Here is a 13,878-nt window from a genome sequence, read left to right on the forward strand (position 1 = left end):
GACAGACCAATGAAAAACGGCGCGTCGATGACGCGCCGTTTTTCATTGGTGAAGAAGCCTGGGTGACGAAGCCTTGGGTCAGGCCATGCCGAGGCCGTTGGTGACCAGGATCGGCGTCTTGGAAGGCACGCGGTCGTACAGATCCATGATGTCCTGGTTCATCAGGCGCACGCAGCCCGACGACACCGACTTGCCGATCGTCCACCATTCCGGCGAACCGTGGACGCGGTAGAGCGTGTCCTCGTTGTTCTGGAAGATATAGAGGGCACGGGCGCCAAGCGGGTTGTTCAGCCCGGGAGCCATGCCGCCATTGCGGACGCTGTACTTCTCTAGCTTCGGATCGCGGCCGATCATGTCGTCCGGTGGCGTCCACTTCGGCCACTTGCGCTTCCACTGGATCACGGCACGGCCAGACCAGGCAAAGCCGGCGCGGCCCAAGCCGACGCCATAGCGGATCGCCTCGCCGTTCTCGCGGACTAGGTAGAGGAAGTGCGTCGAGGTGTCGACGACGAGCGTGCCGGGACGTTCGCCGGTCGGGTCGGCCACGACCTGGCGAAGGAACTGGGGCTTCACCTTCTTGATCGGAATGCCGGGAACCTCATAGCCTTCGTCGCTGACCGGGCCATACATGCTGACATAGTCGCCAAGGACCGGGTCGATGGTTGGCGTCGGCGGCACGATCTCAGGCGCTTGAGCGAACTGGCCGCCTCCGCTGACCGTCGAGCAGGCCGAAAGCGCTGCCGTGGCAGCACCTGCGGCCGCCAGGTTGAGAAAGCCGCGCCTCGAGAGGGGGCGGGATGAATCAATGAATGTGGGCATGGCTGCGATCTAGGATTCCAGTTCGAAAGAAATGGTGAATTTAAGGGAAGCGGTCGGCGTCCCCTTAACGCTCACGGAGATAGGCGGGTCAAAATCTGACCTAAGGGTGGACAAAGCATGGCAACGATGTGACGCGCCAATCACTGTTGCGTTATGGCAACATCGCTGACCTATGGTTAGCTAACCAATTGTAACTAAACCTTCCAGCGACGGCAGGATCAACGAGGGCGGGAGATCTCGGTACTCGTCTGGCTGGTCGGCGCGGTTGATCCAGACGGTGCGGCAGCCGAACTTTGCGGCCCCCGCAATGTCCCAGCGATTGGACGACTGGAACGAAATTGCCTCGGGATAGAGGCGCCAGTTGCTGGCCACCAGGTCATACACTGACTGGTCCGTCTTGAAACGGCGGACGCTGTCGACAGAGAACACCTCGTCCAAAATGAGATCGAGCCCGGCCGAACGTACGGCAGCTTCCAGCATCGCTGGCGAACCGTTGGACAGGATGGCAAGCCGCGCGCCATTGTCTTTCAGGTTGCGCAGGACGGCGGGAACCTCAGGGTAGCAGTCGAGCTTCCAGTAGGCGTCGAGCAACTTGCTGCGCAGCGCCGGATCGACTGAGGCAACCTTGCTGAAGGCGAAGTCGAGCGCCTGCTCGGTGAGTTGCCAGAAATCGAGATAGGCACCCATCAAGGTGCGGACCCAGGAATATTCGAGCTGCTTGGCGCGCCAGATCTCCGACAGGAGCTGGCCATCCGGACCGATGTCGGCGGCGTGGCGGCGAACGGCCGCGTGGACGTCGAACAGCGTGCCATAGGCATCGAATATGTAGGCGGCGTGGCGCATGTCAGTGGTTTTCCGACGGCTTCGTGTCGAGTGCAAGCGCAACCAGCATCTGGCTCCAATATTTCGGCCTCGTGCTGGTTGACGGGGCCCGCCAAAGCCTTTTCGATGCCGGCCACCAACAAGATGCGACGGGAACGAAATCATGACGCTCGCAGCGGCTGCACAATCCACGACCTGGACCTTTGTCGACGGCGACTGGCACGAGGGTAATGTCGCGCTCATTGGCCCGCGCAGCCACGCCATGTGGCTTGGTTCCAGCGTGTTCGACGGTGGCCGCTGGTTCGAGGGCGTGGCGCCCGACCTTGAAGCCCATTCGCGCCGCGTCAATTCCTCCGCCATTGCGCTTGGCCTGAAGCCGTCGATGAGCCCCGAGCAGATTGTCGGGCTGACCTGGGATGGGCTCAAGAAATTCGACGGCAAGACGGCAGTCTACATCAGGCCGATGTATTGGGCCGAGCATGGCGGCTACATGGGGGTTCCGGCCGACCCTGCGTCGACACGGTTCTGCCTGTGCCTCTACGAATCACCAATGCTGCCGCCGACGGGATTTTCGATCGGCCTGTCGCCATTTCGCCGTCCGAGCATGGAAACGATGCCGACAAACGCCAAGGCGGGTTGCCTCTATCCAAACAACGGCCGCGCCATCCTCGACGCCAAGATGCGCGGCTTCGACAACGCGCTGGTGCTCGACATGCTGGGCAACGTTGCCGAGACCGGATCGTCCAACATCTTCCTTGTCAAGAACGGCCAGGTTTTCACGCCGGCACCGAATGGAACTTTTCTCTCCGGAATCACCCGCAGCCGCACAATGTCGTTGCTTGCCGACCGCGGCTATGCGGTCGTCGAAAAGACCTTGTCGGTGCGCGAATTCCTCGAAGCCGACGAGATATTCTCGACAGGCAACCACTCCAAGGTCGTTCCGGTGACGCGCATCGAAGATCGAAATCTGCAGCCGGGACCGGTAGCAAAAAAGTCGCGCGAGCTATATTGGGAGTGGGCTCACTCTACCGGCAAGGCCTGAGTGCAGCGAAGAAAAACAGTGCCTCTCATCTGTTTCCAAGACGATGACGACCTATCTGTAGACGGCATAGTCATGCCGCGAAATTGCCAGCAAGGGAGTATGATCCATGGCTTTTGAATTGCCCGAATTGCCCTACGACTACGAGGCGCTGCAGCCCTTCATGTCGAAGGAGACGCTTGAGTACCATCACGACAAGCATCACAAGGCTTACGTCGACAACGGCAACAAGCTGGCTGCCGAAGCAGGCATGGACAAGCTGTCGCTGGAAGAGGTTGTGAAGCAGTCGTTCGGCAAGAATGCCGGCCTGTTCAACAATGCAGCGCAGCACTACAACCACGTCCACTTCTGGAAATGGATGAAGAAGGGCGGCGGCGGCAATAAGCTGCCTGGCGCGCTGCAGAAGGCTGTCGATGCCGACCTCGGCGGCTACGACAAGTTCAAGGCAGACCTGATCGCTGCCGGCACGACCCAGTTCGGCTCGGGCTGGGCCTGGCTGTCGGTCAAGGATGGCAAGCTCGCCATCTCCAAGACCCCGAACGGCGAGAACCCGCTGGTTCACGGCGCGACCCCGATCCTCGGCGTCGACGTCTGGGAGCATTCCTATTACATCGACTATCGCAACGCCCGCCCGAAGTACCTCGAGGCGTTCGTCGACAGCCTGATCAACTGGGATTACGTGCTCGAGCTTTACGAAAAGGCCTGAGCCTAATCTCGGTTCATATGTCGCGAACGAAAACCCCGGCCTTGGCCGGGGTTTTTGCGTTTGGGTGACAATGTTTGAAAAAGACTAACAGTCACGGAAGCGTGAAGAGAATTTCTGGACGAATTCGGCCAGTTTCGCCGTTGGCCCTAGGCAGCATTCGCAACCCAGAGAGGACCTGATGAAGAAAATTGTGTTTGCCATTGCAGCGCTCGCGCTCGCTACCACCGCAGCATTCGCCGATGTGATTGCTGATCGCCAGGCGGTGATGAAGGAGAATGCAAAGCAAGTCGGCACACTTGTGAAAATGGTGAAGGGCGAAGCGCCATTCGACGCGGCTGCGGTTGTCGCGGCCCTGACGGCTCTTAATGACAACGTCCAGAAGATCGATGTTGCGGCATCGTTCCCCGCCGGCAGCGACCAGGGCGACACGACCGCTTCGCCCAAGATCTGGGAGGATCTCGCCGGGTTCCAGGCGGAAGTCGACAAGTTCAAGGCCGCAACGGCAGCCGCGGTCGCAAGTCCGGCTGCGGATATCGACGCACTGAAGGCGCAGGTCGGTACGATCGGCCAGACCTGCGGCACCTGCCACGAGGCTTTCCGTGTGAAGAAGGGCTGACCCCCTGGGGATGGCCGTTTTCAGGAAACTCGCAGTTGCGGCTCTGGCGCTTGGCGGCGCCGGGGCCGCAATTTTCTGGTGGCTGACGGTACCCGAAAAGCTGGGGCCGGAGGCCTTGGCTGCATTGGGAGCCGGTGACACTGCTCGCGGGCAGCGCATCTTCGATGCCGGCGGTTGCGCCTCGTGCCATGCCAAACCGAAATCCGAAGGCGACGCGCGCCTGCAACTTGTGGGCGGCGTCGAGCTCAAGACGCCATTCGGCAATTTCGTGGCGCCGAACATTTCTTCCGATCCCAATGACGGCATCGGCGGCTGGTCGCTCGAAGACTTCGCCAATGCGATGCTGAAAGGCGTTTCGCGCGAAGGACAGCACCTGTATCCGGCATTTCCCTACGCCTCCTACGCCCGCATGAAACCCGCTGACGTTGCCGATCTCTATGCCTTCATGAAGACGATTCCGGCCATGCAGGGCAGGGCGCCCGATCACGACCTGGCTTTCCCCTTCAACATCCGGCGCGGGCTGGGGCTGTGGAAGCAGCTCTATCTCAGCAATGCGCCAGTGGTGGCGTTTGCCGAGGGCACGCCCGAGAAGGTGCTGCACGGGCAGGGTCTGGTCGAAGGTGCCGGCCATTGCGGCGAATGCCATACGCCGCGCAGCCTTGCGGGCGGCTCCGAGAAAGGCCAGTGGCTGGCCGGTGCCAAAGCCGCCGAAGGCGACGGTGTCGTGCCCAACATCACACCCGAAGGCAAAGGCATCAACGGCTGGTCCGAAGGCGACATCGCCGGTTATCTCGAAACCGGGTTCACGCCCGAGTTCGATTCAGTCGGCGGCACGATGGTCGAGGTGCAGAAGAACATGGCCAGGCTGACCGCCGAGGACCGCGAGGCGATCGCCGCCTATCTCAAGGCGATCCCGCCGCACCCCAACGGGTATCCGGCGCAGGCGCCGAAGCCTGCCGGCTGAACGAGCCGGCGGCCAGAGGCCGGCGCAGGCGCCGAAGCCTGCCGGCTGAACGAGCCGGCGGCCAGAGGCCGGCGCAGGCGCCGAAGCCTGCCGGCTGAACGAGCCGGCGGCCAGAGGCCGGCGGTCACATTTCAATGGCTAGACACGCCCGACCACCTTCAGCGCGAAGGCATAGTTGAAGGCAACTTCCTCCAGCCGCGAGAAGCGGCCTGAGGCGCCGGCATGGCCTGAATCCATGTTGATCTTGAACAATACCGGACTGTTGCCCGACTTGCGCTCGCGCAGCCGCGCCGCCCACTTGGCCGGCTCCCAGTAGGTGACGCGCGGATCGGTAAGGCCCGCGACCGCCAGGATCGGCGGATAGTCGATGGCCGCGACATTGTCGTAAGGCGAATAGGCGGCGATGGTCCTGTAGTCGTCCTCCGAGGCGATCGGATTGCCCCATTCGGGCCATTCCGGCGGCGTCAGCGGCAAGGTGTCGTCGAGCATGGTGGTCAGCACGTCGACGAAGGGCACTTCGGCGAGGATGCCGGCGAAGGCCTCTGGCGCCATGTTGGCAACAGCACCCATCAGCATGCCGCCGGCCGAGCCACCCTGGGCGACGATGCGGTCGTGCGCGGTGTAGCGCTCGGCCACGAGGTGGTGGGCGCAAGCGACGAAATCGGTGAAGGTGTTGGTCTTGGTCGCGCGCTTGCCGTCGTCGTACCAGGCGTAACCCTTGTCCTTGCCGCCACGGACATGGGCTATGGCATAGACGAAGCCGCGATCGACCAGCGACAGGCAGTTGGTGTTGAACGAGGCCGGGATCGTCATGCCGTAGGAGCCGTAGCCGTAGAGCAGGCACGGCGCCGTGCCATCCAAGGGCGTGTCGCGGTGATGAATCAGCGAGATCGGCACCAGTTCGCCGTCTGGGGCAGGGGCCATGAGGCGACGGGTCACGTAATCGTCGGCGTTGTGGCCGGAAGGCACTTCCTGGGTTTTCAGCAGAACTCGTTCGCGCGTCCGCATGTTGTAGTCAAACAGCTGCGACGGGGTGGTCATCGACGAATAGGAAAAGCGTATCGTGTCGGTGTCGTATTCGTAAGAACCCGACAGGCCGAGCGAAAACGCCTCTTCGGGGAAGGAGATGTGGTGCTCGGCTCCTGTGGCGCGCTCGTGCACGACGATGCGCGGCAGCCCTTCCTTGCGCTCCAGACGAACCATGAAGTCCTTGAAGCCGATCACCGACAGAATGAGGCGGCCCGGCTCATGAGCGACGAGCTCCTTCCAGTTGGCACGCACAGGATCGCTGACCGGTGCGGTCATGATCTTGAAATCCTTGGCGCCGTCCGCGTTGGTCAGCACGAAGAAGATGTCGCCGCCTTCTTCGAGGTCGTATTGCAGGCCGATCTCGCGCGCCGCCACCAGTTTGGGTGCCGCCAGCGGATCGGTGGCCGGGAACAGGCGGTACTCGGATGTCTCATGGTCGCTGATCGAGATCATGATCCATTCGTTGGAGCGCGTGCCGCCGACATTCATGAAGAAGCCGGGGTCGGTCTCCTCGTAGATCAGCCGGTCGGACGCAGCGTCGCTGCCGAGCGCGTGGTAGAGGACCTTTGAGGGGCGGTGATTGGGGTCGAGGCGGGTGTAGAAGAAGCCGGCATTGGCGGCGTCCCAGACGCCCGAACCACCGGTATCCCCAACGACGTCGGTCAGATCGGTGCCATCAGACAATTCACGAACACGCAGCGTGTAGAACTCCGAGCCCTTGTCGTCGAAGCCCCAGATCAGGCGGGCATGGTCGGATGAGTGGTCGAGCCCGCCGAGACGGAAGTAGGCATGGCCCTCGGCTTCCTTGTCACCATCCAGGATGATCTCCTCGGCACCGCCTTCGCTGGGGATACGGAAGTAGCGTGGCTGCTCGCCGCCCTTCTTGAACGACGAACCATAGGCAAAGGGGCCATCCTTCATCGGCACCGAGGAATCGTCCTCCTTGATGCGGCCCTTCATTTCGGCAAACAACGCCTTCCTGAGCTCGGCTGTGTCGGCCATCAGTTCGGCCTGATAGCTATTCTCCGCTTCGAGATGGCTGCGGATATCAGGATCGAGCACGCTCGGATCACGGAACACCTCCTGCCAGTTGTCGGCGCGCAGCCACGCGTATTCGTCGACGCGCGTGATGCCGTGGCGCGTGTCGGAGACGGGGCGGCGCTCGGGCGAGGGCGCGGTGATATCGGCGAAAATGGCAGGTCTGGTCATTAGGTCTCGCATGGGATGAATCTTGAATGGCGAATGAACACGCCGATCAGGGCGGGTTCAAGGGCTGAGTTGCATTGTTCGTCAACGTTCCAATTGACCGGTCCTGCCGGAGGGAGATGAACATGTTCTTGAAAGCTACCGCGGCACTTGTTGTTGCCTCGACTGTCGGGCTGCTGGCCGGCCAATCCCACGCGGCGGCGTTTGCTGCCTGGCAGGTGGCCGATGTTCCGTTTGGCGACACGCTGAACATCCGCAAGTATCCTTCCAACGGCTCGCAGAAGCAGGCTGCCTATCCCAATGGGATGGTGCTGCAGATGACCGGCAAATGCACCGGCGGTGTCGATCTTTTGAACATTTCGCACCTGCCTGAATGGAAGCAGGAGCAGCGGGTTCGCTATCGCTGGTGCCAGGTCTGGCATGACCCTGCCCAGAACGGACATTTCGTGACCGGCTGGGTCTACGGCAAGTACATCACGCCGTATTGACCGCATATTGACGGCCTACCCGCTCTTGCGGGGCTGCTGAAAGCGACGCTTGTCGTTGACAAGGTCCGTTCAGGGTTGCCCCCACGTGGCAGGGAGTCTATGCCCTAGCAGTAATAACGTGAGACACTAAGAGGGCCTGCGCGCTGACCTTCCTTATCCTCATGCTGCCATTTGTCGGCGCGCTTTTTGCCCCGCTCCTGACCCGCGTGATGAAACACAATGCCGGCTGGTTGCTTGCTGCGGTTCCATTGCTTGTGTTCGTGCACTTCGCCGGAATGCTCGGTACGGTGGGCTCCGGTGCTGCTGTTTCAGCCGGGTTTGACTGGGCGCCAAGCCTCGGTCTGCGTTTTTCATGGTATCTCGACGGCCTGTCCTTGACCTTTGCGCTGCTGATCTCGGGCATCGGTACGCTGATCGTCATCTATTCCGGCGGCTATCTCAAAGGGCACCCGCACCAGGGGCGGTTTTTCTCGTTCATCCTGCTGTTCATGGGCGCGATGCTGGGACTGGTGGTCTCGGACTCCTTCCTGATGCTGTTCGTCTACTGGGAACTGACGTCGATAACGTCGTTCCTGTTGATCGGCTTCGATCATGGCCGTGAGGCCTCGCGCCGCGCGGCATTGCAGGCGCTGCTGGTAACCGGCCTTGGCGGGCTTTCGCTGCTCGCCGGCCTGCTGGTGATCGCGCAGGCGACCGGGACGACCGAGCTTTCGTCGCTGCTTGGCTCCGGCGATGCCTTGCGTAACAGTCCGCTTTATCTCGTTGCCCTCGTGCTGGTGCTGGGTAGTGCTTTCACCAAGTCGGCGCAGTTTCCGTTCCACTTCTGGCTGCCCAATGCCATGGAGGCACCGACACCGGTTTCGGCCTATCTGCATTCGGCGACCATGGTGAAAGCCGGCGTCTATCTGGTGATGCGCCTCAATCCAGTGATGGGCGACACGGTAGCGTGGGAAACGATCCTGCCGTTGTTCGGCGGTGTCACGCTGGCTGTCGGTACGCTGCTCGCTGTCAGGCAGACCGATCTCAAGCTGATGCTTGCCTACACCACCGTCGCCTCGCTTGGGCTGCTGGTAATGCTGACCGGCCTTGGTTCCGACAAGGCGATCGAAGCGGCGGCCCTGTACCTGATCGCGCATTCGATGTTCAAGGGCGCGCTGTTCATGGTTGCCGGCCTGATCGATCATGAGACGGGCACGCGCGACATCACCGGCTTGCGCGGTCTGCGCAAGGCCATGCCGATCACCTTCGTTGCAGCGATGCTTGCGGCACTTTCGATGGGCGGACTGCCGTTGTTCTTCGGCTTCCTCGCCAAGGAAGAGATCTACGCCACGCTTGGTTCGCCCGAAGGCTGGCAGGCCGCGTTGCTGATCGTTGCTATCTGCGGCAATGCGCTGATGTTTGCCATCGGTTTTGCGGTGGCGCTTCGGCCTTTCATGGGCGATGCCACCAAGACGCCGAAGGCGGCGCATGAAGGACCGATATCACTGTGGCTGGGGCCCGTCGTGCTCGGGGCAGCCGGACTTGCCGCGGCCCTTGCCTCGCCGATCGCGCACCGGTTGTTCTCTTCGCCGACCGCTAGCGCTGTCGCCGGAAGTCCTATCGAGGTCACGATCTCGACGATTCCGCATCTGGGCGTGCCGCTCGTCCTTTCAGGTCTGACGGTTGCGCTGGGCATTGTAGCCTATCTCGGGCTCGACAGGCTACGCGCAGCAATGGCCGGCGTGCTCCGGGCAATTGGCTGGGGCCCGGATCAGGGCTTCGACCAGGTGTTGCGCGGCCTGCTGCGCCTCGCAACCGGCCTGACGCGCATCATCCACAATGGCCGTCTCGACATCTATATGACCGTCACCTTCATCGCAGTGGCAGCGACGCTTCTGCTGCCGATGGTGCTGTTCGATGAATTGCCTGCGATGCCTTATGTGCCGGCATTGCGGTTCTACGAATGGGGCGTTCTGGCGATTGCCGTGATTGGTGTCGCTGCGGTGGTTCATGCGCGCAGCAGGCTGACGGCGATTGTCTCACTGGGCATCCAGGGCTTTGCGGTCGCCTTGCTCTACATGCTGTTTGGCGCGCCTGACCTGTCGTTCACCCAGTTCATGGTCGAAACGCTGTCCGTTGTGATCCTGGCGTTGGTGATGACGCGGCTCAGGCTTGCGCCGACCGATCACCGGCCGCTCCGGCAAAAGCTGCTTGATATGGCGATTGCAGGAGCGTGCGGCATTGGCTTTGCTTTGCTGCTGCTGAAAGTAACGCAGATGCCGTTCGATGACCGGCTGTCGCAGTTCTTCAATACCTATTCCAAAACGATCGCCCATGGCCGCAACGTCGTGAATGTCATCATCGTCGACTTCCGCGGCCTCGATACGTTGGGTGAGATCGCCGTGGTGATGGTGACCGGCCTGGCGATACTGGCATTGGTGCGCATCCGTTCAAAGAAGACGGAAGTGCGCCCGACCGTGGCCGAAGAGGCGTAGCATGCAGACGCTGATCTTCAGGACCGCGACCCCGTTTCTCACCTGCCTGATGCTGATGTTTTCGGTGTTCGTGCTGTTGCGCGGACACAACGAACCGGGCGGAGGGTTCACCGGCGGCCTTATCGCGGCGTCCGCCTTTGCCATTCACGGCATCGCTTTTGGCGTGCCGGTCGTGCGGCGCGCGCTTTACTTTCACCCCATGGCGATTGCCGGCTTCGGGCTGTTTGCCTCCGCCGTTGCCGGGCTGCCGTCGCTGCTGTTTGGCATGCCATTCCTGACCGGTTTGTGGAGCGCGCCAAGCTTCTTCGGCATCAGCGTCGACCTGTCGACGGTCATGGTCTTCGACATCGGCGTCTATCTGGTTGTGGTCGGATCGTTCACCTCGATCGCGCTCGCCCTTGAAGACCGGGAGCACGATTGATGGAAGCCGTCTTCGCAATTCTGGTCGGCCTGTTCTTCGCTGCCGGCATTTACCTGATGCTGTCGCGGCACATCATCCGCATCCTGCTCGGCGTCGTCTTGTTCGGCAACGCCGTCAATCTGCTGATCTTCACCAATGGCCGTATCATGCGCGAGGTGCCGCCGATCATCGCCGAAGGCCTTGATGTACCGGCAACTGCCGTGGCCAACCCATTGCCACAGGCGCTGATCCTGACGGCAATCGTCATCTCGTTTTCGTTCTTTGCTTTCCTGCTGGTGCTTGCCTATCGCGCCTACCAGGAGATCGGCACCGACGACACCGATGGCATGCGTGTTGCCGAACCGGCTGACGACGGCCTGCCGCCGATGGGGTACTGAGCGAATGGCCGTACAAGGCGAGGTCGTCGACAAGACCGCAGCGATGATTGCCGGGCCGGTTGCCGCGGCCGACTGGCTGGTCATCGCACCGGTATTGCTGCCGATCGTTGCGGGTGCGGTGCTGCTGATGATCCGGCACAACATTCGTTGGCATGCGTTGCTGGCACTCGTCGTGCACGCGGCCATGGTAGGCACGAACGGGCTTTTGCTGCAGCGTGTGCTGGCCGAAGGCCCGGTATCCATGACGATGGGAAGCTGGCTGCCGCCTTTCGGCATCTCGTTCACCGCTGATGCGCTGGGCGCTGCTTTCTCGCTGACGGCTTCGGTTGTCGCACTCGTCTGCTGCGCCTATTCGGTGCGCGACATCGACGCGGCCGGCCGGCGCTACGGCTTTTATCCGTTCCTGATGCTGATGATGGCCGGCGTCAGCGGCGCTTTCCTGACCGGCGACATGTTCAACCTCTATGTCTGGTTCGAGGTCTTCCTGATCTCGTCCTTCGGCCTGCTCATCCTTGGATCGGAAAAGGCCCAGATCGATGGCGCCACCAAATATGCGATCCTCAACCTTGTCGGCACGACGCTGTTTCTGATCGCCACTGGCTATCTCTACGGAACCTTCGGCACACTGAACATGGCGGACCTTGCCACCAAGGCAGGGCAGATCGGCGAAGCCGCCCCGCTGATGACGCTGGCAACGCTTTATCTGCTGGCTTTCAGCATGAAAGCGGCGGCGTTTCCGCTCAATTTCTGGCTGCCTGCGTCGTATCACACGCCGCCTGTCATCACCGGCGCGCTGTTCGGCGGGTTGCTGACCAAGGTTGGCATCTACGCTTTGCTGAGGTCGCTGGTGATGATCTTCGCCGCCGAACGGTTGGTGCTGGCGGGCGTCATCGGCTGGGTGGCGGTGGCAACCATGCTGATCGGTGCGCTCGGCGCCCTGGCGCAATCCGACATCCGCAGGATCGCCGGGTTCCTGGTCATTTCGGGCGTCGGCATCATGCTCGCAGGCATCGCGCTCGGCAGCAATGGCGGGCTGTCAGGGGCAATATTCTACGCGCTGCATTCTATGCTTGCATTGTCCGCCCTCTATTTGCTTGGCGGTTTGATGCGCCAGCGTGGCGGCAGCTTTTCGCTTCACAGCCTGTCGGGGCTTTACGGTGCGAGTCCCTTCCTTGCTGCGCTCGCTTTCATCATCTCGTTGGCCGTCGCCGGCCTGCCGCCCGGCTCGGGGCTGTGGCCGAAGGTGATGCTGGTTCGGGCGGCACTCGACGTCGGCGCTTGGCAGATCGCGGCTGCGATCCTGCTGAGTGGCTTCTTGGCGACCATCGCGCTCGGCCGTGTATTCATCCTGGCTTTCTGGCGTGAGCGGGCCGGCGACAAGGCAACGACAGCTGGGGTGATGTCGGTATCGGGTTGCTGTGCTCTTGTGGTCCTTGTCTTGGCGATGCTTGCGATGGGAGTTTTGCCGGAGACCTTCATTCGGCTCTCGACGACAGCGGCAAGCGGATTGCTCGATGCTTCGGCCTATGTGCATGCAGTCTTTCCAGTAGGAAGTGGATCATGATCCCGTTCCGCAACGAATTGATACTGGCACTGGTCTGGGTCGCCATCTCGGGAAGCTACTCGATCCCCAATCTGGCCTTTGGATTTGTTATCGGCTGGATCGTCCTGTTCCTGGTGCGCGAGCAGCTACAGACAACCAAGGTTGTCATACGCCCCATAGCGTTGCTGTTGCTCATAGCCTTGTTCATCAAGGAGCTTGTTCTCTCAGCCTTCAAGGTAGCGAAGCTGGTGCTGTCGCCACGCATGGACATCAAGCCCGGCATCTTCGCCTATCCCTTGAAGGTCGACCGGGATTTCGAGATCACATTGCTTGCCAATCTGATCACGCTGACGCCTGGCACATTGTCGGTCGACGTTTCTGATGACCGTCGCACTCTGTTCGTACACGGAATGGATTGTTCGGATCCCGACCAGGCGCGCCGCGACATCAGCCAAGGGTTCGAACGTAGAATACTGGAGGCATTCAGGTGATGTCTGGAGCTGCTTTCCTCAACATCTGCGCGACCTTTGCGCTTGGCGTTCTCACCATCTCGTTTCTGCTGGTGGTGGTGCGCGTCCTCAAGGGGCCGTCATTGCCGGACCGGATCCTGGCGCTCGACATGCTTGTTGCCGTTGCCATCGGCTTTATTGCCGTGCTCGGGCTGCGTTCTGGCGTCACGTTGTATGTCGATGTCGCCATTGCGCTCGGTCTTGTTGGCTTCCTGGCCACCGTTGCTTTTGCTCGTTTTGTGATGAGCGGCGGTGTCGACGCCATTAAAGAAGAGGCCGAGGAGGATAGGCCATGATCGACGGTATCGGCGACTATCTGGCCGGAGCTCTCATTGTGGTCGGCGCGTTGTTTGCACTGACTGCGTCTTTTGGGTTGTTGCGCCTTCCTGATGTCTATACGCGCATGCACGCAGCCTCGAAGGCCGGAACTTTGGGATCTTGTCTGATGTTAATTGCGCTTGCCGTGCATATTGGCGAGTTCGCTACAACGTTACGCGCGCTGGCGGGTGTCGTCTTCTTTCTGTTGACCGCGCCGATCTCCGCCCATTTGCTTGCCAAGGCGGCATACTCAGCGGGTTATCGCATGTGGCGAGGCTCTGTGAGCGACGATTTGGCTGAAACGGTGACGGCGCCAAAGAAGAACGGCCTGGTTGGGACTGAACGTTGACAATGACCCTGCGGGACAACTTTCAGCGTTGTCCAACTTGATCTCACACGATAACGATACCGTATCAAAAAGGTTCATTTGTTAGAGGTGTGTTGAAATCATTGTTATTGTAGTTCACAAAGAATAGTGAATTGACTTGTTCTGTCGACAGGCTCATTAAAGTGATGGAGTGCGAGTCGCAAAGGCAATTTGCGATAC

At 61.0% G+C, this 13,878-nt stretch carries 15 protein-coding genes; 12 read left to right on the top strand and 3 right to left on the bottom strand.

Annotation, left to right across the window (positions count from 1 at the left end):
• Positions 1-78: 78 nt before the first annotated feature.
• Positions 79-819 carry a L,D-transpeptidase gene (locus tag IHE39_RS01925; RefSeq protein ID WP_192565339.1) on the bottom strand — a complete coding sequence of 247 codons (741 nt, stop codon included), beginning with the start codon at positions 817-819 and terminating at the stop codon, positions 79-81.
• 180 nt (positions 820-999) lie between these two features.
• Positions 1,000-1,662, bottom strand: coding sequence for a haloacid dehalogenase type II (locus IHE39_RS01930; RefSeq protein ID WP_184769326.1), 663 nt, complete (start codon positions 1,660-1,662; stop codon positions 1,000-1,002).
• Positions 1,663-1,804: 142 nt separating this feature from the next.
• Between IHE39_RS01930 and IHE39_RS01935 the strand changes: the two genes are divergently transcribed.
• The 4 genes from IHE39_RS01935 (at position 1,805) to IHE39_RS01950 (ending at position 4,966) form a co-directional block, all read left to right on the top strand.
• Entirely contained in the window at positions 1,805-2,683 is an 879-nt protein-coding gene (locus IHE39_RS01935; RefSeq protein WP_192565340.1) for a branched-chain amino acid aminotransferase, read from the top strand.
• Between the two features lie 106 nt (positions 2,684-2,789).
• On the top strand, positions 2,790-3,386 hold the full coding sequence (locus IHE39_RS01940) for a superoxide dismutase (RefSeq protein WP_184769324.1): 597 nt from the start codon (positions 2,790-2,792) through the stop codon (positions 3,384-3,386).
• A 178-nt stretch (positions 3,387-3,564) separates the two neighbouring features.
• Positions 3,565-4,002 carry a c-type cytochrome gene (locus IHE39_RS01945; protein WP_192565341.1) on the top strand — a complete coding sequence of 146 codons (438 nt, stop codon included), beginning with the start codon at positions 3,565-3,567 and terminating at the stop codon, positions 4,000-4,002.
• A gap of 10 nt (positions 4,003-4,012) precedes the next feature.
• Positions 4,013-4,966, top strand: a complete 954-nt coding sequence (locus tag IHE39_RS01950; protein WP_192565342.1) for a cytochrome c — start codon at positions 4,013-4,015, stop codon at positions 4,964-4,966.
• 138 nt (positions 4,967-5,104) lie between these two features.
• Here the strand turns inward: IHE39_RS01950 and IHE39_RS01955 are convergent, their stop codons facing one another.
• Positions 5,105-7,204, bottom strand: coding sequence for a S9 family peptidase (locus IHE39_RS01955; protein ID WP_192565343.1), 2,100 nt, complete (start codon positions 7,202-7,204; stop codon positions 5,105-5,107).
• Between the two features lie 116 nt (positions 7,205-7,320).
• Between IHE39_RS01955 and IHE39_RS01960 the strand changes: the two genes are divergently transcribed.
• From IHE39_RS01960 to mnhG, 8 genes are all read left to right on the top strand, one after another.
• On the top strand, positions 7,321-7,689 hold the full coding sequence (locus IHE39_RS01960; RefSeq protein ID WP_184769320.1) for an SH3 domain-containing protein: 369 nt from the start codon (positions 7,321-7,323) through the stop codon (positions 7,687-7,689).
• A gap of 155 nt (positions 7,690-7,844) precedes the next feature.
• Positions 7,845-10,163, top strand: coding sequence for a putative monovalent cation/H+ antiporter subunit A (locus IHE39_RS01965; protein WP_343070064.1), 2,319 nt, complete (start codon positions 7,845-7,847; stop codon positions 10,161-10,163).
• 1 nt (position 10,164) lies between these two features.
• Entirely contained in the window at positions 10,165-10,584 is a 420-nt protein-coding gene (locus tag IHE39_RS01970; RefSeq protein WP_184769318.1) for a Na+/H+ antiporter subunit B, read from the top strand.
• Entirely contained in the window at positions 10,584-10,961 is a 378-nt protein-coding gene (locus IHE39_RS01975) for a Na+/H+ antiporter subunit C (protein ID WP_184769317.1), read from the top strand. Before IHE39_RS01970 ends, IHE39_RS01975 begins: the two co-directional genes overlap by 1 nt.
• A 4-nt stretch (positions 10,962-10,965) precedes the next feature.
• Positions 10,966-12,525 carry a Na+/H+ antiporter subunit D gene (locus tag IHE39_RS01980; RefSeq protein ID WP_192565345.1) on the top strand — a complete coding sequence of 520 codons (1,560 nt, stop codon included), beginning with the start codon at positions 10,966-10,968 and terminating at the stop codon, positions 12,523-12,525.
• Entirely contained in the window at positions 12,522-12,995 is a 474-nt protein-coding gene (locus tag IHE39_RS01985; protein WP_192565346.1) for a Na+/H+ antiporter subunit E, read from the top strand. The genes IHE39_RS01980 and IHE39_RS01985 overlap by 4 nt, the downstream gene beginning before the upstream one ends.
• On the top strand, positions 12,995-13,309 hold the full coding sequence (locus IHE39_RS01990) for a cation:proton antiporter (RefSeq protein ID WP_192565347.1): 315 nt from the start codon (positions 12,995-12,997) through the stop codon (positions 13,307-13,309). Before IHE39_RS01985 ends, IHE39_RS01990 begins: the two co-directional genes overlap by 1 nt.
• The gene (gene mnhG, locus IHE39_RS01995; RefSeq protein ID WP_192565348.1) at positions 13,306-13,680 is read left to right on the top strand and encodes a monovalent cation/H(+) antiporter subunit G; all 375 of its coding nucleotides are present in this window, start codon (positions 13,306-13,308) and stop codon (positions 13,678-13,680) included. Before IHE39_RS01990 ends, mnhG begins: the two co-directional genes overlap by 4 nt.
• Positions 13,681-13,878: the final 198 nt, after the last annotated feature.

It is taken from the genome of Aminobacter carboxidus, from assembly GCF_014863355.1.
GTDB classification, from domain to species: Bacteria; Pseudomonadota; Alphaproteobacteria; order Rhizobiales; family Rhizobiaceae; genus Aminobacter; species Aminobacter carboxidus.